We start from the raw sequence: 22,120 nt of genomic DNA, 5'->3' as shown, positions 1-22,120 counted from the left end.
CACCGCGCCGCCACGCATGACGTGGCGCTACTGAGATCTGGTAGCGCCACCCCATGGGTGGCTGCCTCTCTGGAACACGCATGCCCCGCCAGCCGCACGCCAGCGCCGGATCCCCGCACACCGACGACTTCGTCGCCCGCCTGCTGCACTGGTTCGACGACCACGGCCGCCACGACCTGCCCTGGCAGCATCCGCGCAGTCCCTACCGGGTCTGGCTGTCGGAGATCATGCTGCAGCAGACCCAGGTTGCCACGGTCATCCCGTACTTCCTGCGGTTCCTGCAGCACTTCCCGGCCTTGCCCGACCTCGCCGCCGCCAGCAATGACGCGGTGATGGCGCAGTGGGCAGGGCTTGGCTACTACGCCCGCGCACGCAACCTGCATGCCGCCGCCAAGCGCTGCGTGGAACTGCACGACGGCGACCTGCCGCGCGATTTCGACGCGCTGCACGCGCTGCCCGGCATCGGTCGCAGCACTGCCGGCGCCATCCTCAGCCAGGCCTGGAACGATCCGTTCGCGATCCTCGACGGCAACGTCAAGCGCGTGCTCAGCCGCTACCACGGCATCGACGGCTTCCCGGGCCTGCCGGCCATCGAGAAGCAGCTATGGGCAATCGCCGAGGCGCACGTGGCGCAGGTGCCGGCCGGGCGCATGGCCGATTACACCCAGGCGCAGATGGATCTGGGCGCGACGGTGTGCAGCCGCGCCAGACCGGCCTGCGTGATCTGCCCGCTGCAGGACGCGTGCGTGGCGCGGCGCGAAGGCCGCACCGCTGAACTACCCACGCCCAAGCCGGGCAAAACGCTGCCCGAGCGCGAAGCGGTGGCCCTGCTGCTGCGCGACGCCCAGCAGCGCGTACTGCTGCAGAAGCGTCCGGACACCGGCATCTGGGCGCAGCTGTGGACGCTGCCGCAGGCCGAGGCCGGCAGCGTGCTGCAGGACTGGTTCGATGCGCACGTGGAAGGTTCGCTGGAAGACGCCGAGGCGCTGCCGGTGCTGCAGCACACCTTCAGCCACTACCGGCTGCATCTGCAGGTACTGTCACGGCAGGTAGACGGCCTGCGCGTGGAAGAACCCACGCTGCGCTGGGTCGCCGCCGACGAACTGCCTTCGCTGGGCCTGCCGGCACCGATCCGCAAGCTGCTCGACGGTGCCACGATCAGGACGCCGAAACGAAATTCCAAGAAACCCCGCAACCACGAGTGAGTGCCATGCCCCGAACCGTCTTCTGCCAGTACGAACAACGCGATGCCGAGGGCCTGGACTTCGTGCCCTACCCCGGCGAACTGGGCCAGCGCATCTTCAACAACATCGGCAAGCAGGCGTGGGCCGCGTGGCTTGCGCACCAGACCATGCTGATCAACGAAAACCGGCTGTCGCCGCGGACGCCGGAACATCGTGCGTTCCTTGAAGGCGAACTGGTCAAGTTCCTGTTCGAGAAGGACGCGGAAAAGCCGGCCGGCTTCGTTCCGGAAGCCTGACCCGCAGGTAGTGCCGGCCGCTGGCCGGCATCGCGCAGATGCCAAGTTGCCGGCCAGCGGGCGGCACTACCGCGCTAGTTCGTATTTTCCTCGCGCTCCTGCACCTGCGCCTGGCGCAGCTCCTGCTCGGAGGCACGCAGCGCCTTCACATCCAGCTTGCGGATGCTGTGGATGAAGCACGGCATGCGCGGGCCACCGGTCGGGTCACGCACCAGGACCTTGTCGAAGCGCGACGATACCCGGCCCATGCTGCTGGTGAGCCCGATGGCCGTGGCGTAGGGCAGGTCCGGGCACGGGCCGCTCAGTTCCAGCAGGTAGGCCTCGCTCGGCCGGGTCCACACCGCCAGCGCGCTGTCACCCAGTTCGGTCCAGCCATTGAGGCTGCCGAAGAACGGCATGTCATTCTGCGGCGCGCCAGCATGGGCGCGGTACAGGCCGAGCTTTTCGGTGCTGCTGAGCCGGCCGGTGGTCGCACAGGCGGCCAGCGCCAGACAGAGTCCGGCAATCAGGAGCGGGGTCTTCATGGCGATCTCCTCGGGGAACCTGCCGCGATCATGCGCCGGCCGACGTGCGGCCGGCGCGATGGCAGGTACACCCGTTCAGGCACCGGGAGGCGGCCGTTGCCGGGCGCTCAGACGTCGGCGTGGGCGAGCGCGTGCAGGCGGCCTTCGCGCAGCTCCAGCACCCGGTCCAGCCGCCGCGCAAGGCTGCGGTCGTGGGTGACCAGCACCAGGCTGGTGTGACGGGCACGGTTGAGTTCCAGCATCAGCTCGAACACGGTGCCCGCGGTGCGGTCATCCAGATTGCCGGTCGGCTCGTCGCCGAGCACGCAGGCCGGATGATTGACCAGCGCACGGGCCACTGCGGCACGCTGGCGTTCGCCGCCGGACAGCTCGCCGGGTTTGTGGTCCAGGCGATGGCCGAGGCCGACCGCTTCCAGCAGCGTGGTGGCCCGGCTGCTCGCTTCGGCCACGGCGGTGCCGGCCAGCAGCACCGGCATCATCACGTTTTCCAGCGCAGTGAATTCCGGCAACAGGTGGTGGAACTGGTAGACGAAGCCCAGCGCCTGGTTGCGCAGCAGGCCGCGCGCGGTATCCGACAGCGCCGACATGCGCTGGCCGGTCACGTAGACCTCGCCTGCGGTCGGAACATCCAGCCCGCCCAGCAGGTGCAGCAGCGTGCTTTTGCCGGCACCGGAGGCACCGATGATCGCCACCGTCTCGCCGGCGGTCACGGTCAGGTCCAGGCCATCGAACACCGGGGTCTGCATGCGCCCTTCGGCGTAGGTCTTGCCCAGTGCTTCGGCGCGGATCACTTCATCGCCACGGTTGAAGACCTTATTCATAACGCAGGGCCTCCGCCGGCTGGGTGCGTGCTGCCCGCCAGGCGGGATACAGGGTGGCCAGGAAGCTCATCAGCAGCGCGACCACGGTGATCGCCACCACGTCGCCGGTCTGCATGTCGGTCGGCAGGCCGGTGATGTAGTACACATCCTCCGGCAACAGCTTGACGTTGAACACGCGCTCGATGGCGCCCAGGATGCGCTCCAGGTTGAGAGTCAGCGTGATGCCGCCGATCAGGCCGGCCAGCGTGCCGAAGATGCCGATCAGCGAACCCTGCACCATGAACACCTGCATCACCCCGCCCGGGGTCAGGCCGAGGGTGCGCAGGATGGCGATGTCGGCCTGCTTGTCGGTCACCAGCATCACCTGCGAGGACACCAGGTTGAAGGCACCCATGGCGATGATCAGCGACAGCAGGATGCCCATCACCACCTTCTCCATGCGCAGCGAGTGGTAGAGGTTGGCGTTCTGCTGGGTCCAGTCACTCACGCGGTAGGCCCCCCCCAGGCTCTGCGCCAGGTCCACGCCCACTTCCAGCGAACGGTCCATGTCGTGCAGTTTCAACCGCACGCCGGTGGCACCATCGCTGCGCAGCACGCGCTCCAGGTCCTGCATGTTGGCGAAGCCGACGCCCCGGTCGACCTCGTTGTAGCCGGCCTCGAAGATGCCACTGACGGTGAAGCGTTTCATCCGTGGCACCGCACCGGCAGGCGTGCCCTGCACTTCGGCAAATGTCACCAGCACCTGGTCACCGACATCGACGCCGAGCCAGATCGCCAGTTCCTTGCCCAGCAGCAGGTTGAAGCTGCCCGGCGTCAGGCTGGCATAGCTGCCCTTGGTGACCTTCTTGTCGATCACCGATACCTTCGGCTCCAACGCCGGATCGATGCCCTGGATGATCGCACCCTGCACGCGCGGGCCGCTGATCATCGACTGGATCTCGATGTAAGGCGCGGCACCGGCCACGCGCGGATCCTTGCGGGCCACGTCGACCACGCGCATCCAGTCCGGCATCGGCTCGCCGTCGCGGCTGATGGTGGTGTGCGCGGTCATCTGCAGCAGGCGGCTGCGGATTTCCTTCTGGAATCCGCTCATCACCGCCAGCGTGGTGATCAGCACCGTAACGCCGAGCGCGATGCCCAGGATCGATGCCATCGAGATGAAGGAGATGAAGCCGTTGCGGCGCTTGGCGCGCAGGTAGCGCAGGCCGATGGCGACGGGAATGGGTTTGAACATGCAGGCACGCCGGTCAATTCAGCTTATGGTGCCATTGACCGGGCCCGACGGGAAACGCTGCGTGCGGCCACGGCCAGTCGCAGTTCACGTCGCTGCCCGGAATCGAGCACATCGGGCCAGAACAACAGGCGCTGGCGCCTGCCGCCCTCACGCCAGAGCAACACCAGCCAGGGGCCGCGCACGATCAGCCGCGGCGCATCGATGCCCTGCCCGCCCACCTGCAATGGCTCCGGAGGCAAGGGCAGAAGCAGCTGCGTGCGTGGCCTGCGCTGGCGCCAGGCCAGTTCGGCCAACCCGGCGCCCCAGGCCAGCAACAGCGCGGGCATCAGCAGTTGCGGCGGCAGATCCGATGCGCGCAGCAGCCAGGGCGCGGCCAGCAACACCGCCAGCTGGGCGGCGGCCTGCAGCCGCGAGGGGCGCCACTCAAGGCTTGAGGGCGAGGATCTTCTGCATGAGGGGGATCGCGTGCGCATGCGGGCAGGCCTCGTAGCCCATGAACCAGCGCCACAACTTATCGTCCTCGCAGTCGAGCAGGAACAGGAAAACTTCGCGTTCTTCGGTCGGCGCAGTGCTCCACTCCCGGTCCAGGTAGCGGCCGAACAGCTGGTCCAGTTCGCGCATGCCGCGTCGGCAGCGCCAGCGCAGCTTCTTCAGCAGAACATCTTCTTCCATCGTGTTTCTCCAGATACAGCAAAGCCACGCATGGCGTGGCTCTACTGGGGTGGCACAGCCACGCGTCGCGTGGCTCTACCAGATACCGCCGGGCCTGATCAGGCGCGGCGTTCCATCATCAGCTTCTTGATCTCGGCGATCGCCAGCGCCGGGTTCAGGCCCTTCGGGCAGGTCCGGGCGCAGTTCATGATGGTGTGGCAGCGGTACAGCTTGAACGGGTCTTCCAGATCGTCCAGGCGCGCACCGGTGTCCTCATCACGCGAGTCGATGATCCAGCGGTAGGCCTGCAGCAGGATCGCCGGGCCCAGGTAACGCTCGCCGTTCCACCAGTAGCTCGGGCAGCTGGTCGAGCAGCAGGCGCACAGGATGCACTCGTACAGGCCGTCCAGCTTCTTGCGGTCTTCCGGCGACTGCAGGCGCTCGCGGTCCGGCGGTGCCGGGGTCTGGGTACGGATCCACGGCTTGATCGACGCGTACTGCGCGTAGAAATGGGTCAGGTCCGGAACCAGGTCCTTGACCACGTTCATGTGCGGCAGCGGGTAGATCGGCACTTCCTTCTTGCCACAGTCCGAGATGGCTCGGGTGCAGGCCAGGGTGTTGGTGCCGTCGATGTTCATCGCGCACGAACCACAGATACCCTCGCGGCACGAGCGGCGGAAGGTCAGGGTCGGGTCGATCTCGTTCTTGATCTTGATCAGGGCGTCCAGGACCATCGGGCCACAGGCATCCAGATCGACTTCATAGGTATCGGTGCGCGGGTTGCTGTCGTCGTCCGGACTCCAGCGGTAGATCTTGAAGGTGCGCACGTTCTTGCCGCCGTTCTTGACGGGGAAGTGCTTGCCCTTCGTGATCTTGGAATTCTTGGGGAGTGAAAACTCGGCCATGGCTGCTCTCGTTGGCTCAGGCGGCCCGCGCCCGTGGGCGCGGATTGCATGGTAGGCGGGGTCGGATCAGTACACGCGCGGCTTCGGCGGCACCACGGACACGTCGTCGGTCAACGTGTACATGTGCACCGGACGGTAGTCGAAGCTGCACTTGCCCTTCTCGTCGACGCTGACCAGGGTGTGCTTCTGCCAGTTGACGTCGTCGCGGTCCGGATAGTCCTCGTGCGCATGCGCACCACGGCTTTCCTTGCGCTGTTCGGCCGAGTTGATCGTCGCCACCGCGTTGAGCAGCAGGTTGTTCAGCTCGTAGGTCTCGATCAGGTCCGAATTCCACACCAGCGAACGGTCGGAGACCTTCACGTCCTGGAACGAGTCGAAGATCTTGTCCATCTTCTCGCAGCCTTCCTTCAGCGTCTGGCTGGTGCGGAAGACCGCCGCGTCGGCCTGCATGGTGCGCTGCATGCGATCGCGGATGACCGAGGTCGGGGTATCGCCGTTGGCGTGGCGCAGCTTGTCCAGCAGGCCCAGCGCCTTGTCGCAGGCATCGGCCGGCAGCGGCTTGTGCGATGCGCCCGGCTTGATGGTCTCGGCGCAGCGGTTGGCCACCGCACGCCCGAACACCACCAGGTCCAGCAGCGAGTTCGAGCCCAGGCGGTTGGCACCGTGCACGGACACGCAGGCCGCTTCGCCGATGGCGTACAGGCCCGGCACGACCGCGTTGTCGTTGTCACCGACCTTCTGCACCACTTCACCGTGGTAGTTGGTCGGGATGCCGCCCATGTTGTAGTGCACGGTCGGGATCACCGGGATCGGCTGCTTGTGCACGTCGACGCCGGCGAAGATGCGGGCGCTTTCGGCAATGCCCGGCAGCTTCTCGTCGATCACGCCCGGGCCCAGGTGGGTCAGGTCGAGCAGGATGTGGTCCTTGTGCTCGCCGACGCCGCGGCCTTCGCGGATCTCGATGGTCATCGAACGGCTGACCACGTCGCGCGACGCCAGGTCCTTGTAATGCGGTGCGTAGCGCTCCATGAAGCGCTCGCCGCTGCTGTTGCGCAGGATGCCGCCTTCACCGCGGACACCCTCGGTGATCAGGCAGCCGGCGCCGTAGATGCCGGTCGGGTGGAACTGCACGAACTCCATGTCCTGCATGGCGATGCCGGCACGCATGGCCAGGCCGCCACCGTCGCCGGTGCAGGTGTGCGCCGAGGTGGCGCTGAAGTACGCACGGCCGTAACCACCGGTGGCCAGCACCACGCCCTGGGCGCGGAACAGGTGCAGGGTGCCGTCGGACATGTCCAGGGCCAGCACGCCGCGGCAGGCGCCTTCCTCGTCGAAGATCAGGTCGAGCGCGAAGTACTCGATCATGAAGCGCGCGTCGTGCTTCAGCGACTGCTGGTACAGCGTGTGCAGCATCGCGTGGCCGGTACGGTCGGCCGCCGCGCAGGTACGCTGCGCCGCCGGGCCTTCGCCGTACTTGGTGGTCATGCCACCGAACGGGCGCTGGTAGATCTTGCCTTCGGCAGTGCGCGAGAACGGCACGCCGTAGTGTTCGAGTTCGATGATGGCCGGGATGGCCTCACGGCACATGTACTCGATGGCATCCTGGTCGCCCAGCCAGTCCGACCCCTTGATGGTGTCGAAGAAGTGGTAGCGCCAGTCGTCCTCGCCCATGTTGCCGAGTGCGGCCGAAATACCGCCCTGGGCTGCAACGGTGTGCGAACGGGTCGGGAAGACCTTGGTCAGGCACACGGTCTGCAGGCCCTTGGCGGCCAGGCCGAACGTGGCGCGCAGGCCGGCACCGCCGGCGCCGACCACGACCATGTCGTACTTGTGTTCGGTGATCTTGTAAGCGGACATCTAATCTGGATTCCTGTGTAGGTGCCTGGGCTCAGGCAACGCCGAGGGCGATGCGGCCCACCGCAAACACACTGACGATCATGCCGAGCACGGCGACGAACTTCACCGCGGTCTGCAGCACCAGGGCCAGCAGCGATTCGTGGATGTAGTCTTCCAGCACGACCTGCATGCCGAGCTGCGCGTGCCAGAACATGGCGATCAGCAGGCCGATCAGCGGCACCGCGTTCCACGGCTTGGCCACGGCGGCGGCGGCGGTCGCGTAGTCAGAGCCGAGCAGGCCCAGCACGAAGACCAGGAACCAGATGCCCAGCACCACCAGTGCGGCGGCGGTCAGGCGCTGGTGCACGAAGTGCTCGGTGCCGGTCTTGGCCGAGCCCAGGCCGCGCACGTTCTTCAACGGGGTACGGAACTTGCTCACGCGGCACCTCCGAACATCACATAGGCCCACACCAGCAGGGTGATCACCAGGCTGCCGATGACCGACAGCCAGCTGCTGCGGATGAAGGCGGGGATGCTGAAACCAATGGCGAAGTCCTGCACGACGTGGCGGATGCCATTGCACAGGTGATAGGCGAACGACCATGTCCACGCGAACAGGAACACGCGGCCATACCAGGCCCCGGCATGGCCGGTGAAGCAGTTCCAGGACTCGGGCCCCATCATCAGGGCCAGCAGGCCGGCAGCGATGATGAGGGCACCAACAGACAGAAAGATGCCAGTGGCTCGATGCAGGATCGAGGTGGCCATCTGAATCTGCCAGCGATACACCTGAAGGTGCGGGGAAAGTGGGCGTTGTCTGGTCGCCATTCGCTGGGCTCGTTGTCTCGGCTGGGCGGCACGCGGCCGCGTTGGCTCAATGCTGATCAGAAATCGATGCAGCGTCCGTTTTTCTCCCAATCGCCATACCGCACCGGATCAAGTCCGCCGCGGCCGCCGAATTCCTCCGCCTTTTCCTGTTCCACGGGCACGGGTGCCGCAGGGACCAGCGGGGCTTCAGATTCGTCGTCGGGAGTGGGGGTTGTTTGGCCTATCATGTTCGGTCTCGCAACGCACAAATTTTAGACCTCGTTCACGTGCCTGACAACCTGCCCCCTGCTTTCGTCGGATATCCGCGCCTGCCCGGCCACCAGCTGCTGAGCCTGCAGGGCCCGGATGCGGCCGTCTTCGCCCACGCCCAGTTCAGCAGCGATGTCACCGCGCTGCCCCTGCTGCACTGGCAGTGGAGCGCCTGGCTGAGTGCCAAGGGCCGCACCCTGGCGGTGTTCCAGCTGCTCCGGCTGGCCGACGATCACGTGATGCTGGTGCTGGCCGACGGCGATGCCGATGCGATTGCGTCGCAACTGCAGCGCTTCGTGTTCCGGCGCAAGCTGAAGGTGCTGCCGCGCGGCGACCTGGCAGTGGCCGGTGCGTTCACCGCGCCCGAGGCCGCCAGCGGCGCTGCGATCGCGCACGCCGGTGATGGCTGGGAACTGGACCTGGGCAGCGACGCCCTGCCGCGCACGCTGCGCATTGCCGCCGCTGATGCCTTCTCGACCGGCGGCGACGCCGACGAGGCCGCCTTTGCCCTGGCCTGGCGCCAGGCCGACCTGCGCTACGGCCTGCCGCGGCTGGAACACAGCCAGCGCGAAGTGTGGACCCCGCAGCAGCTCGGGCTGGACCGGCTGAACGGCTACAGCGTGAAGAAGGGCTGCTACCCGGGGCAGGAAATCGTCGCCCGCACCCATTTCCTCGGCAAGGCCAAGCGTGCAGTGCAGCTGCTGCATACCGCTGCCCCGGCACAGGCGGGCGATGGCGTGCAGCAGGACGGCGCGGCCCTCGGCACGATCGCCAGCGTAGCCGGCGAACTGGCCCTGGCGGTGCTGCCACTGGAGGCTGGCGACGCCGAGCTGCAGGTGGGTGATGCCCTTGCGCAGCGCGTGCCGTTGCTGGATGGCCTGGCCCGCTGAAGCAGTCGGGGACCTGCACGGGTGAGTGCAGGAATGGTAGTGCCGGCCGCTGGCCGGCAACCATGCGGGGTTGAGGTTGGCGGCCAGCGGCCGGCACTACCCCTTACAGGCGCTCGCCGGTTTCCGCGTTGAAGAAGTGCAGGCCCTGCGGGTGGATGGCCACCCGGATGTCTTCGCCCACGCCCGGCAGCGACTGCGGCGCCACGCGCATGGTCAGCGCGTGCTGGCCACTGCTCATGTTGACGAAGATCTCGTTGCCGACCGGTTCGATACCTTCAATGCGCGCGATGAACGCGTGCGCGTCATCGGCAGCAGCAGGCTGCAGGTGCTCCGGTCGCACGCCCACCGCGATCGGCTTCTGCAGCCAGGCTGGATCGATCGTGGCCTGTCCCAGCGGCGCGCGCCATTCGCCGTCGACCACGGTCACGCCGCCGGCATCGCCCTGCAGCGTGCCGCGCAGCACGTTCATCGCCGGGCTGCCAAGGAAACCGGCCACGAACAGGTTGGCCGGGCGGTCGTACAGCGCCATCGGCGTATCGATCTGCTGGATGATGCCGTCCTTCAGCACCACGATGCGCTGGCCCAGGGTCATCGCCTCGACCTGGTCGTGGGTCACGTAGATCATGGTGGTGCCCAGCTTGCGGTGCAGCTGCGCGATTTCGGTGCGCACGCTGTGGCGCAGCTTGGCATCGAGGTTGGACAGCGGCTCGTCGAGCAGGAACACCGCCGGCTCGCGCACCAGCGCACGACCCAGCGCCACGCGCTGGCGCTGGCCACCGGACATCGCCTTGGGCAGCTTGTCCATCATCTCGGTCAGGCCCAGCGTCTGCGCCGCCTCGGCAATGCGCCTGTCGATGGTCGCCTTGTCATGTCCGCGCAGCTTCAGGCCGAAGGCCAGGTTCTCGGCCACGGTCATGTGCGGGTACAGCGCGTAGCTCTGGAACACCATGGCGATGTCGCGATCCTTCGGCGCCACGTCGTTGACCACGCGATCGCCGATGGTCAGCGTGCCACCGCTGATCTCTTCCAGGCCGGCCACCATCCGCAGCAGCGTCGACTTGCCACAGCCGGACGGACCGACCAGCACCATCAGTTCGCCATCGGCGACCTCGAAGGTGGCGTCCTTCACCGCGACCTGGCCGTTGTCATAGACCTTGCGCACACCCTGCAACTGCACTTTTGCCATATCACCTATCCGGTCCGCCCGAAGCCGGGCTGTCTTTTGGGACTGCCTCGGCCCTCCCGATGGCAGTGATGATTGCGCGCTTGCCGCATGACGGCGAGCACTGCAATCGAATACAGTTGCCCATTCTGCCATGTAAACGTTTTCACGTGGCACTATCCGATGATCGGTGCGCACCGATCTGCGTCGGCGGTTGAACGAAGGTTCCGCCGAGGTGGTGGTTTCGAATGGAACGGTCTTCCAGTGCACCGGAGAACGCGCCCGACGAACCTCGGACAGGCAGTTGCGCGGATGTCCCCCGAACCCAGCCATGAAGCGATTGACAACGATGTCACCCGGATCTGAAACTCGAGCGATGCACGACACCCTCTTCCTGTTCGGTGCCACAGGTGATCTGGCCCAGCGCTACCTGTTCCCTTCGCTGCTTCGCCTGCTTGGCGACGGCCTGCTGCCGGAGGACTTCCGCATCCGTGCGCTGGCCCTGTCCGGGCATGACACCGAAGCCTTCCATGACATCCTGCGGCCGCGCCTGCAGCAGGCCATGCCGATGGCCACGCAGGACGACATCGGCGCCCTGCTGCGCCGCATCGACTACCGCTCGGTGGACCTGCGCGACGTCGACTCGGTCGCCGCCGCAGTCGCCGACCTGGTGCACCGCAAGTGCGTCAGCTACCTGGCCATTCCGCCGGGCCTGTACATCTCCACCTGCGAAGGCCTGGCCAAGGGCGGCGCGCTCGCCGCGCCGGCACGGCTGATGCTGGAGAAGCCGATCGGGAGCGACAGCGAGAGCGCCGAGGAGATCATCAGCACCATCGGCCAGTGGATCGACGAGGACCGCGTGTTCCGCCTCGATCACTACCTGGGCAAGGCCGCGGTGCAGAACCTGATCGCGCTGCGCTTCGGCAACACGCTGCTGGAAGCGGTATGGAACCGCAACTACATCGAATCGGTGCACATCCTGGTGGCCGAGAGCGAGGGCGTGGACGGCCGTGACGCGTATTACGCGCGCTCCGGCGCGCTGCGCGACATGGTGCAGAGCCACATCCTGCAGCTGCTGTGCATGGTCGCGATGGAACCGCCCGCCTCGCTGGAAGCCGACCGCATCCGCGACGAGAAGGTCAAGGTGCTGCGCGCCCTGCGCCCGCTCGATGCCAGGCACGCCGCGCGTGACAGCATCCGCGGCCGCTACACCGCCGGCACCATCAACGGCCAGCCGGCGCAGGCCTACCAGCCGCCGGAAGGCAGCGACGTGGAAACCTTCGCCGGCGTCACCGCGCACATCGACAACTGGCGCTGGAGCGGCGTGCCGTTCCACCTGGTCACCGGCAAGCGCCTGCCCGAGCGCACCACCCGCGTGGTGGTCACGCTGAAGCCGGTCACCCACTGGCTGTTCGAGCGCCCGCAGCGCGCGCAGGCCGCACCGAACCGCCTGGTGTTCCAGCTGCAGCCGCAGGAGAACATCGAACTGGGCCTGATGAGCAGCCTGGCCGGCCCGGAATGGGGCGCGCTGGAACTGCATCCGCTGGAACTGGAACTGTCGGTGCCGACCGGCCTGCACCGCCGCATCGCCTACGAACGCCTGTTCCTGGACGCCTTCAACGGCAACCACACGCTGTTCGTGCGCGACGACGAAGTGCGTGCCGCGTGGGCGTGGATCGACAGCGTCGCCGACGCCTGGAAGGAGGCCAAGCTGCCGCTGGAACCCTATCCCGCCGGCCAGTGGGGCCCGAGCAATGCGGGCGAGTTCCTGCCGCAGGACGTGGACGCGCCGGACAGCGGAGCGTCGGCATGAGTGCCACCTCGCAGCCGGTGCTGGTTGCCGACATCGGCGGCACCAACGCCCGCTTCGCCCTGGCCGACACCTCGCAGGACGCGCCGCTGCGGAAGGACAGCATCCGCGAATACGCGGTGGCGGAGTTCCCATCGCTCGGTGACGCGGCGCGCCACCACCTGGAACAGATCGGCGCCAGCGCAAGCCGCGGGGTGTTCGCCGTGGCCGGGCGCGTCGATGGCGACGAAGCGCGCATCACCAACCATCCGTGGGTGATCTCGCGCAGCCGTACCGCCGCGATGCTCGGTTTCGACGAGCTGCACCTGATCAACGATTTCGCCGCGCAGGCGATGGCGATTTCGCTGCTTCAGCCCGACGACGTGGTCCAGGTCGGCGGGGCTGCCTGGGTACCGGGCAAGCCCGGCCAGCCACGCAACTACGCGGTGATCGGTCCCGGTACCGGGCTCGGCGTCGGCGGCCTGATCATGCGCCACGGCCGTTGCTATCCGCTGGAAACCGAAGGCGGCCATGTCAGCTTCCCGCCGGGAACCCCGGAAGAGATCCGCATCCTGGAGATCCTGTCCGAGCAGTTCGGCCGCGTCTCCAACGAGCGCCTGATCTGTGGCCCCGGCCTGGTCAACATCCATCGCGCGGTGTGCGAGATGGCCGGCATCGACCCCGGCCAGCTGCAGCCGGTGGACGTGACGGCCCGCGCCCTGCACGGTGATCCCCAGGCCATGCGCACCGTGGATGTGTTCTGTGCCGTGTTCGGTGCCATCGCCGGCGACCTGGTGTTGACCCAGGGTGCGTGGGATGGCGTGTTCCTGACCGGCGGCCTGACCCCGAAGATGCTCGATTCGCTGCAGCACTCGGGATTCCGCCAGCGCTTCGAGCACAAGGGTCGGTTCTCTTCGATCATGGCGCGGGTTCCTTCGCTGGCCGTGATGCATCCGCATGCCGGGTTGCTGGGCGCCGCTGCCTATGCCGCCGACGCCGAACGTGACGCACCAGGAGTTGCCGCATGACCCCTACCCTCCACGACGACCGCATCGAGTTCATCCCGCACGGCGATGCCGATGGCTGGATCGAGGCGGTGGCCGCCGAGATGGCGCAGACGCTCAACCACGACATCAACGAGGTGGGGCGCGCCCGCATCCTGCTGTCCGGCGGCACCACGCCGGCGCCGGTCTACCAGGCGCTGGCCGAGCTGGACGTGCACTGGGACCGGGTGGAAGTGAGCCTGGCCGACGAACGCTGGCTGTCGCCACAGGATCGCGACAGCAACGCCTGGCTGGTGCGCGAAAACCTGCTCAAGCGTGCCGAGGGCGCCCACTTCGATCCGCTGGTGCGGATCGGCAAGCCGCTGCCCGAATGCGTATACACCGCCAACCTGCAGGCCCAGCACAGCCAGCCGCCGAGCCTGGTGGCACTGGGCATGGGCAACGACGGCCACACCGCCTCGCTGTTCCCGGGCTCGAAGGACCTGGCCCGCGCACTGGAAAGCACCCTGCCCTATGCCGCGCTGGACGCCACCGGCTGCCCCGGGGCGAACCAGTGGCCACTGCGCATCACCCTGACCCCGCATGGCCTGCGCCAGTGCCGCCAGCGCCTGCTGCTGCTGCGGGGAAAGCAGAAGCTGCAGGTGCTGCGCCAGGCGCTGGACAGCAACGACGCCCAGCAGTACCCGATCCTCAATGCGATCAACCTGGACGGCGCGCGCCTGCGCGTCCACTGGGCTGATTGACGTCGGCGGCGGTGCCCTGCCGCCGCTTGCCTCTCGCCACCTCGAACGCCGGTAGCCAATGAGCCTCCATCCGCAACTGCAAGCCATCACTGAGCGCGTCATCCGCCGCAGCGCCGCCTCGCGCGCCGCCTACCTGGCCGCGATCGACGCCTCGCTGCGTGACGGCCCGTTCCGCAGCCGCCTGAGCTGCGGCAACCTCGCCCACGGGTTCGCCGCCTGTGGCGGCACCGACAAGAGCCGCCTGCGCGGCGGGGTGACACCGAACCTCGGCATCATCACCGCCTACAACGACATGCTGTCGGCGCACCAGCCGTTCGAGACCTATCCCGAACAGATCCGTGAGATCGCCCGCGAGCTGGGCGCCACCGCGCAGGTGGCCGGCGGCGTGCCGGCGATGTGCGACGGCGTTACCCAGGGCCGCGGCGGCATGGAACTGTCGCTGTTCTCGCGCGATGTGATCGCGCAGGCCACCGCGATCGGGCTCAGCCACGACATGTTCGACAGCACCGTCTACCTCGGTGTCTGCGACAAGATCGTGCCGGGCCTGCTGATCGGTGCGCTGGCCTTCGGCCACCTGCCGGCGGTGTTCGTACCGGCCGGCCCGATGACCCCGGGCATCCCCAACAAGCAGAAGGCCGAGGTACGCGAGCGCTACGCCGCAGGTGAAGCCACCCGCGAAGAGCTGCTGGAAGCGGAATCCGCGTCGTACCACGGCGCCGGCACCTGCACCTTCTATGGCACGGCCAACTCCAATCAGGTGCTGCTGGAGGCGATGGGCGTGCAGCTGCCAGGGGCGTCGTTCGTCAATCCGGGCACGCCGCTGCGCGATGCGCTGACCCGCGAAGCCACCGAGCGCGCGCTGGAGATCACCGCGCTGGGCGACGACTTCCGCCCGCTGGGCCGGATCATCGACGAGCGCGCGATCATCAATGCGGTCATCGCGCTGATGGCCACCGGTGGTTCGACCAACCACACCATCCACTGGATCGCGGTGGCGCGAGCGGCCGGCATCGTACTGACCTGGGATGACTTCGACGAACTGTCGCAGCTGATCCCGCTGCTGGCCCGCGTCTATCCGAACGGCGAGGCCGACGTGAACCGCTTCGCGGCCGCCGGCGGCCCGGCGTTCGTGTTCGGCGAGCTGATCAAGGCGGGCCTGATGCACGGTGACCTGGTCAGCGTCGCGCGTGGCGGCATGGCCGACTATGCGCGCGAGCCGCAACTGCGCGACGGCCAGCTGGTCTATCTGCCGGGCCTGGAACGCAGCGCCGATGACGAGGTGGTGCGCGGCGTCGACAACCCGTTCGAGCACCAGGGTGGCCTGCGGTTGCTGCGCGGCAACCTGGGCAAGTCGCTGATCAAGCTGTCGGCGGTGAAGCCGCAGTACCGCACGATCGAGGCACCGGCGGTGGTGGTCGATGCGCCGCAGGTGCTGAACAAGCTGCATGCCGGTGGCCTGCTGCCGCAGGACTTCGTGGCGGTGGTGCGCTACCAGGGGCCGCGCGCCAACGGCATGCCGGAGCTGCATTCGCTGGCGCCGCTGCTGGGGCTGCTGCAGAACCAGGGCCGGCGCGTGGCGCTGGTCACCGACGGCCGCCTGTCTGGCGCCTCGGGCAAGATCCCGGCGGCCATCCACGTGACGCCGGAAGCCGCGCGCGGCGGTCCGCTGGCCAAGGTCCGCGAGGGCGACATGATCCGCCTCGATGGCGAAGCCGGCACCCTGGAGGTGCTGGTGGATGCGGCGGAGTGGGCGGCACGGCCACTGGCACCGAACACTGCGCCGGCGGCACATGACCTGGGCCGCAATCTGTTCGCGGTCAACCGGCGCGTGGTGGGGCCGGCCGACCAGGGCGCGATTTCGATTTCGTGCGGTCCGGCGGCGGCCGATGGCGGGCCGTGGGAATACGACGCGGAGTACGAGCTGGGGCACGATGCCGCAGCGGCGGCGGCGCCGCATGAGGCAAAGGACGCGTGAGGGTTGGAGAGCGTTGCGGGCGTGCGTGGGCGGCAAGTGTCCTGGTTGAGGCGGCGGCCAGCCCCCACCAGGACACGCCGTGAACCCATCCATGGGGGCTCGGTCGCGCCATCCATGGCGCGAACGGTCCTGGCGGGGGCTAGCCGCCGCCTCCGGACGGTTTCATGGCGCCCTCGCGCCGCGAAGTGATCACTGAAAATCAAATTCGGAAGCAAAGGCAGAAGCAGAGCTATGGGTATCGAACAACATCAGGTGAAGGCGGCGGAGCTGTTGCATGCGGCGGGCATCCTGCCGGTGGTGACGGTTCATACGCTAGACCAGGCGCGTGCGGTCAGTGCGGCGTTGCTGGAAGGTGGCCTGCCGGCGATCGAGTTGACGCTGCGTACGCCGGTGGCGATGGACGCGCTGGCGATGCTCAAGCGCGAGCTGCCGGACGTGGTGGTGGGTGCCGGTACGGTGCTGACCGTGGAGCAGATGCAGCAGTCGATCGATGCAGGTGCAGACTTCCTGGTGACCCCGGGTACGCCGCCGGCCTTGGCCGATGCGCTGGCGGCTGCACCGCTGCCGGTGGTGCCGGGTGCGGCCACGCCGACCGAACTGCTGTCGCTGTATGCGCGCGGCTTCCGCGTGTGCAAGCTGTTCCCGGCCACCGCCGTGGGCGGGCTGGCGATGATCAAGGGACTGGCCGGCCCGGTGGCGGACCTCAAGCTGTGCCCGACCGGCGGCATCACCGAGAACACCGCCGCCGAGTACCTCGAGCAGAAGAACGTCGTCTGCATCGGGGGTTCGTGGATGGTGCCGGGCAACTGGATCGCCGACGGCCAGTGGGACAAGGTGCGCGCCAGCGCTGCCGACGCCGCGAAGATCATCAAGCGCGTACGCGGCCACTGACATGAAGATCGGGGTCAGAGCCCTTTCCCGCCGGGAAAGGGATCCGACCCCAGGCTGCGAGCGCGCGCAGCGCGCGACCCGCTCCTGCTCTTCCTTCTTCGTTCCGCGGTGGCGGCGCACGGAACCTGTCCGTGGCCCTGCGGAGGGATTGCGCAGGGGCGTAAGCGCCATGGATGGCGCGCCCGAGCCTCCAGGGATGGATTCACGGCGTCCCCTGCGCGGTCCCTCCGCAGGGCCAACCCCACAAATCCAACCACACCACCACCGCGAGGGGCTCAGCCGTTGGCCGAAACCCTTACAACGGCCGTGCCGGATCCACCAGGCCGTACTGGCTGGCCATGCGCGCCAGTGCGATGTTGTCGTGGATCCCCATCTTCTCGAACAGTCGCGCCTTGTGCGTGTTCACCGTCTTCGCACTCAGGCTCAGGCGCCGCGCGATGTCTTCCTGGCGCAAGCCCTGGGTCAGCAGCAATGCAACCTCCAGTTCGCGCGGCGACAGGTTGTCGAACGGCGAACCGTTGCCCTCCACGGTCGACAGGGCCAGGTTCTGCGCGATGCTGGTGCCCAGGTAGCGCCGGCCCATGGCCACATCGCGCACCGCGCGCAGCAGCTCCTGTGCATCGCAGCCCTTGCCGATGTAGCCCGCAGCGCCCGCTTCCAGCAGACGCTTCGGCAGCGGACCGTCTTCCAGCACCGACACGATCACCACGCGGGTGTTGCGATGGCTGCGGACGATACGCTCGGTCACCTCCATGCCACTCACGCCGGGCAGGTGCAGGTCGCACAGCACCACGTCAGGCAGCAGCTGGCGGACGTCACGCAGCGCGTCTTCGCCGGTCTCGGCTTCGCCCACCACCTCGATGTCGGTCTCCCCCGACAGGATCATCTTCATCCCGGTCCGGACCAGCGCGTGGTCATCCACCAGGTAGACTCGAATCGTCATCCACGTACCTCTTCGAATGCGGCCATTGCAGGTCAAGCTAGGCAGGGCGCCGATACCCCTGCAAGCGCGTTCGGGAAGCGAACCGGGCATTCTGCCTTGCGCATCACAGTACCGCGCGTTGTGCTTGTCCCCTGTCTTGCAGAACCTGCAGTAACGAAACAACTGATCTATTACGTAGACGCCCCGGAGGGGTCATCCACGTCAATCCCCCTGTGGTGATGCTTCGCTGGCCGTCGCTGGCGGCGAATCGTGACGTCGCCAAGGATGCCGGCGACTGAACATGACCAGATAGCACCCTACCACCCAAACCAGCGCCGCACACCATCCGGCCAGGATGTCCGAGGGGTAATGGACCCCCAGATAGACCCGGGAGACGCTGACCAGCAGGCTGAACGCGGGCGCCAGCAGCAGCACCGGCCAGCGCCAGCGGGTGTTCCAGGCCAGCAGCACCAGGGTCGCAGCCAGGGTCATCGAGCCCATCGCATGGCCGCTGGGGAAGCTGAACGTCGATTCGGGCGCGATCGATTCCCACAGGCTGGGCCGTTCGCGCTGGAAGAACTGCTTGCTGCCCATGTTCAGCAGCGCCGAACCCACGAAGCTGACCGCCACGAACGTGGCCTCCCGCCACCGCCGGCAGGCCAGCAGCACGCCGATGATCAGCACGTCGGCCGGAATCAGGAACCATTCGTAGCCCAGCCTGGAAATGAGCACGAAAAAGCGGTCCAGCAGCGGCGAATGCAGGCCATGCATCTGCCACAGCAGCGGCGCATCGAAATGGAACGATTCAAACTCGTGGACTTCGTCGGCCAGGGCGACGAAGCCGGCCAGCGGCAGCAGCACGCCACCGAACAGCAGCACCAGGCGCCACGCATTGCGCGCCATCCAGTGGCGGAAGCCGGAGGCGGACTCCGGCGCGGCGAGGATCGCAGGCTTATCCGGCGCTTCGGACATACGTGCGTTCGACGTAATCGTCGATCAGGGCGACGAACTCCTGGGCGATGTTGTCGCCGCGCAGGGTCACCTTCTTCTCGCCATCGACGAACACCGGCGCCGCCGGCGTTTCACCCGTGCCCGGCAGCGAGATGCCGATGTTGGCATGGCGCGACTCGCCCGGCCCGTTGACGATGCAGCCCATCACCGCCAGGGTCATGTTCTCCGCCCCCGGATGATGGACCTTCCACAGCGGCATCTTCTCGCGCACGTGGTTCTGCACCACCTTGGCCAGTTCCTGGAAGAACTCGGAGGTGGTGCGGCCGCAACCGGGGCAGGCGGTGACCAACGGCGTGAAGGCGCGCTGGCCCGTGGTCTGCAGCAGTTCCTGGGCGACGATCACCTCCTGCGTGCGCGACTGGCCCGGCTCCGGGGTCAGCGAGATGCGGATGGTGTCGCCGATGCCTTCCTGCAGCAGCACGCCCAGCGCCGCCGACGAGGCGACGATGCCCTTGCTGCCGATACCGGCTTCGGTCAGGCCCAGGTGCAGGGCGAAGTCGGAGCGCTGGGCCAGGTCGCGGTACACCGCGATCAGTTCCTGCACGCCGCTGACCTTGGCCGACAGCACGATGCGGTCGCGCGGCAGGCCCAGCTCCACCGCCTGCTCGGCCGAATCCAGCGCCGAACGGATCAGCGCCTCGCGCAGCACGCGACCGGCATCCCAGGGCTGCGCGCGCAGGTTGTTCTCGTCCATCAGCTTCGCTGCCAGGGCCTGGTCCAGCGACCCCCAGTTGGCGCCGATGCGTACCGGCTTGTTGTAGCGGATCGCGAACTCGATCAACTGGGCGAACTGCAGGTCCTTCTTCTTGCCGAAGCCGACGTTGCCCGGGTTGATGCGGTACTTGGCCAGCGCCTCGGCACACGCCGGTTCGGCGGTCAGCAGCTGGTGGCCGTTGTAATGGAAGTCACCGATCAACGGCACATCGATGCCCATCATCGCCAGCTTGTCGACGATGCGCGGGATCGCCGCAGCCGCTTCCACGGTATTGACGGTCAACCGCACCATCTCCGAGCCGGCACGCCACAACTCGGCCACCTGCTTCACGCTGGAGGCCACGTCGGAGGTATCGGTGTTGGTCATCGACTGCACCACCACCGGCTTGCCTCCGCCTACAGTGACCCCGCCGATCTGGACGGCATGGGTCTGGCGACGGGGCCAGGCGGTGGCATCGGAAGGGGGAGTCGGGCGGGTGACGGCGTCGTGCATGCGGGCATTCTAGCGCCCGGCCCTGCATTCCGGGTGACTCGCATTCAGCCGGCGGCACGGCTGCGGCCGATTGTCGCAGGCACGTGCACGCCTGAACGCATACGATGGGCACGCATGACCGGTCCCGACGCCCCGTTTCTCCGCACCCTGTGCAGCCTGCGCTGGCTTGCCGTAGGTGGCCAGGCCGCCACCATCCTGGTCGCCACCTGGGTGCTGGGCCTGCCGTTGCCGCAGCAGCCGTTGTGGGCCGGTGTGGCCGTGCTTGCCCTGTTCAACATCTACACCCAGCTGCGCCCGGAAGCGGCCGACACCGCGCCGCTGACCGCATTCGGCCACATCCTGGTGGACGTGATCATCCTGACCTGGATGGTGGGCTGGAGTGGCGGCATGGCCAACCCGTTCAGTTCGCTGTTCCTGATCCTGATCGCGCTGGCGGCGTTCGCCCTGCCCCTGCGCTGGGCACTGGCGGTCGCCCTGGCCTGCCTGCTCGGTTACGCCGCCAGCGGCATCTTCGGCCAGCCGCTGCCGGACGGCTATTTCCGCGCGCAGGACCTCAACCGCTGGGGCGTGGTCGCCAACTTCCTGATCTCCGCTGCGGTGGTGCTGACCTTCTCCACCCGGCTGGCGCTGGCGCTGCGCCAGCGCGAACTGGAACTGTCGGCGCTGCGCGAGCGCTTCGCGCGCAACGAGGGCATCGTCGCCCTGGCCACCCATGCCGCCTCGGTGGCACATGAACTGAACACGCCACTGGCGACCATGACCCTGCTCGCCGATGACGTCGCCGAGCGCAGCGAAGAGCCGGAAGTGCGCGAGGACATGGAAACCCTGCGCGAGCTGCTGGTGCAGTGCCGCGAGCGCGTGCTGGCACTGGCTGCGCCGGCGTCGACCGATGCACCGGGTCGCAGCCACTCCAGCGCCCAGCAGGTGCTGGAGCAATGGCGCCTGGTGCGGCCCACCATCGACCTGCATCGCAACGACGATGCGCCGCTGCGGCTGCCACTCGACCCGGGCGTGGGCCACCTGCTGATGGTCCTGCTCAACAATGCCGCCGATGCCGGCGAACAGGCCGGCCGGCCGCGCGTGGACCTGGACCTGCGCATCGAAGGCGACGACCTGATCGGCGAAGTACGCGATTACGGCCATGGCTTCGACGCCCGTGCCGCCGTGCTGCCGGGCCGGCTGTTCGGCAGCAGCAAGAGTGAGGGCATGGGCGTCGGCCTGGCCCTGTCCCATGCCACCATCGAACGCCTCGACGGCGAGATGTGGATGCGCCCGGCCCAGGGGGCCGGCAGCCGCGTCGGCTTCCGCCTGCCGCTGGCCCCACGCGAGGACACCCCATGAGCCTTCATCCCTCCCCCCAGGGCCTGCTGGTCGACGACGACGAGCTGTACCTGCGCACCCTGCAACGCAGCCTGGCCCGCAAGGGGCTTGAAACGCAGACCGCACAGGATGCGGCCAGCGCGCTGGCGCTCGCGCGCCAGCATCCGCCGGCGTTCGCGCTGATCGACCTGAAACTGGGCAGCGACTCGGGCCTGGCGCTGATCCAGCCGCTGCGCGCCCTGCGAGCCGACATGCGCATCCTGCTGGTGACCGGTTACGCCAGCATCGCCACCGCGGTGGAGGCGATCAAGCTGGGTGCGGATGATTACCTGCCGAAACCGGCCACGGTGCCGATGATCCTGCGCGCGCTGGGCGAAGAGGATGACGGCCCGGCCGACGATGGCGAAATGGAAGTGCCGGACGCGATGACGCCGATCAGCCGCCTGCAGTGGGAACACATCCAGCAGGCGATGCACGAAACCGGCGGCAATGTCTCGGCCGCCGCGCGCCTGCTCGGCATGCACCGGCGTTCGCTGCAGCGCAAGCTGGCCAAGCGGCCCAGTCCGGAACGCGACCCGAGCAGGTGAGGCGGTAGTGCCGGCCGCTGGCCGGCAGCCTCATGAACGATTGAAGCATCACCTGGATGCCGGCCAGCGGCCGGCATTACCAGAGCATCAC

General features: G+C 67.7%; 24 protein-coding genes. 10 read left to right on the top strand and 14 right to left on the bottom strand.

What is annotated here, in order from left to right; all coding sequences use genetic code 11:
- The first annotated feature begins 80 nt into the window (after positions 1 to 80).
- Positions 81 to 1,205 carry an A/G-specific adenine glycosylase gene (gene mutY / locus LRM18_RS06180; protein WP_270952569.1) on the top strand — a complete coding sequence of 375 codons (1,125 nt, stop codon included), beginning with the start codon at positions 81 to 83 and terminating at the stop codon, positions 1,203 to 1,205.
- A gap of 5 nt (positions 1,206 to 1,210) precedes the next feature.
- The gene (locus LRM18_RS06175) at positions 1,211 to 1,480 is read left to right on the top strand and encodes an oxidative damage protection protein (RefSeq protein ID WP_019661206.1); all 270 of its coding nucleotides are present in this window, start codon (positions 1,211 to 1,213) and stop codon (positions 1,478 to 1,480) included.
- A 74-nt stretch (positions 1,481 to 1,554) separates the two neighbouring features.
- Here the strand turns inward: LRM18_RS06175 and LRM18_RS06170 are convergent, their stop codons facing one another.
- The 10 genes from LRM18_RS06170 to LRM18_RS06125 all read right to left on the bottom strand — a co-directional run bounded on the left by LRM18_RS06170 (position 1,555) and on the right by LRM18_RS06125 (position 8,506).
- Positions 1,555 to 2,004 carry a DUF6491 family protein gene (locus tag LRM18_RS06170; protein ID WP_049468738.1) on the bottom strand — a complete coding sequence of 150 codons (450 nt, stop codon included), beginning with the start codon at positions 2,002 to 2,004 and terminating at the stop codon, positions 1,555 to 1,557.
- 107 nt (positions 2,005 to 2,111) lie between these two features.
- The gene (gene lolD, locus LRM18_RS06165; protein WP_049407617.1) at positions 2,112 to 2,825 is read right to left on the bottom strand and encodes a lipoprotein-releasing ABC transporter ATP-binding protein LolD; all 714 of its coding nucleotides are present in this window, start codon (positions 2,823 to 2,825) and stop codon (positions 2,112 to 2,114) included.
- Complete coding sequence (locus LRM18_RS06160) at positions 2,818 to 4,059, bottom strand: lipoprotein-releasing ABC transporter permease subunit (protein ID WP_049468740.1); 1,242 nt, start codon at positions 4,057 to 4,059, stop codon at positions 2,818 to 2,820. Before LRM18_RS06160 ends, lolD begins: the two co-directional genes overlap by 8 nt.
- Before the next feature lie 23 nt (positions 4,060 to 4,082).
- Entirely contained in the window at positions 4,083 to 4,532 is a 450-nt protein-coding gene (locus tag LRM18_RS06155) for a hypothetical protein (RefSeq protein ID WP_336297079.1), read from the bottom strand.
- Positions 4,483 to 4,731, bottom strand: coding sequence for a succinate dehydrogenase assembly factor 2 (locus tag LRM18_RS06150; RefSeq protein WP_004153155.1), 249 nt, complete (start codon positions 4,729 to 4,731; stop codon positions 4,483 to 4,485). The genes LRM18_RS06155 and LRM18_RS06150 overlap by 50 nt, the downstream gene beginning before the upstream one ends.
- 98 nt (positions 4,732 to 4,829) lie before the next feature.
- The gene (locus LRM18_RS06145; protein WP_005409079.1) at positions 4,830 to 5,615 is read right to left on the bottom strand and encodes a succinate dehydrogenase iron-sulfur subunit; all 786 of its coding nucleotides are present in this window, start codon (positions 5,613 to 5,615) and stop codon (positions 4,830 to 4,832) included.
- 66 nt (positions 5,616 to 5,681) lie between these two features.
- Positions 5,682 to 7,472, bottom strand: coding sequence for a succinate dehydrogenase flavoprotein subunit (gene sdhA, locus LRM18_RS06140; protein ID WP_053463388.1), 1,791 nt, complete (start codon positions 7,470 to 7,472; stop codon positions 5,682 to 5,684).
- 31 nt (positions 7,473 to 7,503) lie between these two features.
- Positions 7,504 to 7,890 (bottom strand): succinate dehydrogenase, hydrophobic membrane anchor protein, encoded by a 387-nt coding sequence (gene sdhD / locus LRM18_RS06135; protein ID WP_005409077.1) that lies wholly within the window; start codon positions 7,888 to 7,890, stop codon positions 7,504 to 7,506.
- The gene (sdhC, locus tag LRM18_RS06130) at positions 7,887 to 8,279 is read right to left on the bottom strand and encodes a succinate dehydrogenase, cytochrome b556 subunit (protein ID WP_005416132.1); all 393 of its coding nucleotides are present in this window, start codon (positions 8,277 to 8,279) and stop codon (positions 7,887 to 7,889) included. Before sdhC ends, sdhD begins: the two co-directional genes overlap by 4 nt.
- Before the next feature lie 56 nt (positions 8,280 to 8,335).
- Entirely contained in the window at positions 8,336 to 8,506 is a 171-nt protein-coding gene (locus LRM18_RS06125; protein WP_005409075.1) for a DUF1674 domain-containing protein, read from the bottom strand.
- Positions 8,507 to 8,545: 39 nt separating this feature from the next.
- On the opposite strand from LRM18_RS06125, the gene LRM18_RS06120 reads away from it, so the two are divergent.
- Positions 8,546 to 9,418 carry a folate-binding protein gene (locus LRM18_RS06120; protein WP_270952469.1) on the top strand — a complete coding sequence of 291 codons (873 nt, stop codon included), beginning with the start codon at positions 8,546 to 8,548 and terminating at the stop codon, positions 9,416 to 9,418.
- A 103-nt stretch (positions 9,419 to 9,521) separates the two neighbouring features.
- Here LRM18_RS06120 and ugpC read toward each other — a convergent pair whose 3' ends face one another.
- Positions 9,522 to 10,604, bottom strand: a complete 1,083-nt coding sequence (gene ugpC, locus LRM18_RS06115) for a sn-glycerol-3-phosphate ABC transporter ATP-binding protein UgpC (RefSeq protein WP_049468752.1) — start codon at positions 10,602 to 10,604, stop codon at positions 9,522 to 9,524.
- A gap of 352 nt (positions 10,605 to 10,956) precedes the next feature.
- On the opposite strand from ugpC, the gene zwf reads away from it, so the two are divergent.
- The 5 genes from zwf (at position 10,957) to eda (ending at position 16,982) form a co-directional block, all read left to right on the top strand.
- Positions 10,957 to 12,393, top strand: coding sequence for a glucose-6-phosphate dehydrogenase (gene zwf / locus LRM18_RS06110; RefSeq protein WP_206632491.1), 1,437 nt, complete (start codon positions 10,957 to 10,959; stop codon positions 12,391 to 12,393).
- Positions 12,390 to 13,397 (top strand): glucokinase, encoded by a 1,008-nt coding sequence (gene glk / locus LRM18_RS06105; RefSeq protein ID WP_049468755.1) that lies wholly within the window; start codon positions 12,390 to 12,392, stop codon positions 13,395 to 13,397. Before zwf ends, glk begins: the two co-directional genes overlap by 4 nt.
- A complete protein-coding gene (gene pgl / locus LRM18_RS06100; protein WP_049468757.1) occupies positions 13,394 to 14,116 on the top strand; it encodes a 6-phosphogluconolactonase in 723 nt (240 codons plus the stop codon). The genes glk and pgl overlap by 4 nt, the downstream gene beginning before the upstream one ends.
- A 58-nt stretch (positions 14,117 to 14,174) precedes the next feature.
- Entirely contained in the window at positions 14,175 to 16,091 is a 1,917-nt protein-coding gene (gene edd / locus LRM18_RS06095) for a phosphogluconate dehydratase (protein WP_053463391.1), read from the top strand.
- A gap of 231 nt (positions 16,092 to 16,322) precedes the next feature.
- The gene (gene eda / locus LRM18_RS06090; protein WP_049468761.1) at positions 16,323 to 16,982 is read left to right on the top strand and encodes a bifunctional 4-hydroxy-2-oxoglutarate aldolase/2-dehydro-3-deoxy-phosphogluconate aldolase; all 660 of its coding nucleotides are present in this window, start codon (positions 16,323 to 16,325) and stop codon (positions 16,980 to 16,982) included.
- Positions 16,983 to 17,277: 295 nt separating this feature from the next.
- Here the strand turns inward: eda and LRM18_RS06085 are convergent, their stop codons facing one another.
- The 3 genes from LRM18_RS06085 to ispG form a co-directional block, all read right to left on the bottom strand.
- Positions 17,278 to 17,925, bottom strand: a complete 648-nt coding sequence (locus LRM18_RS06085) for a response regulator (protein WP_053506275.1) — start codon at positions 17,923 to 17,925, stop codon at positions 17,278 to 17,280.
- A gap of 201 nt (positions 17,926 to 18,126) precedes the next feature.
- Complete coding sequence (locus LRM18_RS06080) at positions 18,127 to 18,876, bottom strand: phosphatase PAP2 family protein (protein ID WP_049468765.1); 750 nt, start codon at positions 18,874 to 18,876, stop codon at positions 18,127 to 18,129.
- Complete coding sequence (gene ispG, locus LRM18_RS06075) at positions 18,857 to 20,122, bottom strand: flavodoxin-dependent (E)-4-hydroxy-3-methylbut-2-enyl-diphosphate synthase (protein WP_049468766.1); 1,266 nt, start codon at positions 20,120 to 20,122, stop codon at positions 18,857 to 18,859. Before ispG ends, LRM18_RS06080 begins: the two co-directional genes overlap by 20 nt.
- A gap of 114 nt (positions 20,123 to 20,236) precedes the next feature.
- Here ispG and LRM18_RS06070 point away from each other — a divergent pair, with 114 nt between their 5' ends.
- On the top strand, positions 20,237 to 21,463 hold the full coding sequence (locus tag LRM18_RS06070; protein WP_074726107.1) for an ATP-binding protein: 1,227 nt from the start codon (positions 20,237 to 20,239) through the stop codon (positions 21,461 to 21,463).
- Positions 21,460 to 22,029 carry a response regulator transcription factor gene (locus LRM18_RS06065; protein ID WP_049468770.1) on the top strand — a complete coding sequence of 190 codons (570 nt, stop codon included), beginning with the start codon at positions 21,460 to 21,462 and terminating at the stop codon, positions 22,027 to 22,029. Before LRM18_RS06070 ends, LRM18_RS06065 begins: the two co-directional genes overlap by 4 nt.
- The last annotated feature ends 91 nt before the right edge of the window (positions 22,030 to 22,120 follow it).

Source organism: Stenotrophomonas sp. PI_27 (genome assembly GCF_027854495.1).
GTDB classification, from domain to species: domain Bacteria; phylum Pseudomonadota; class Gammaproteobacteria; order Xanthomonadales; family Xanthomonadaceae; genus Stenotrophomonas; species Stenotrophomonas pavanii.
The sequence above is the reverse complement of the archived record's forward strand: the minus strand, read 5'-3'. Positions and strand labels throughout refer to the sequence as shown.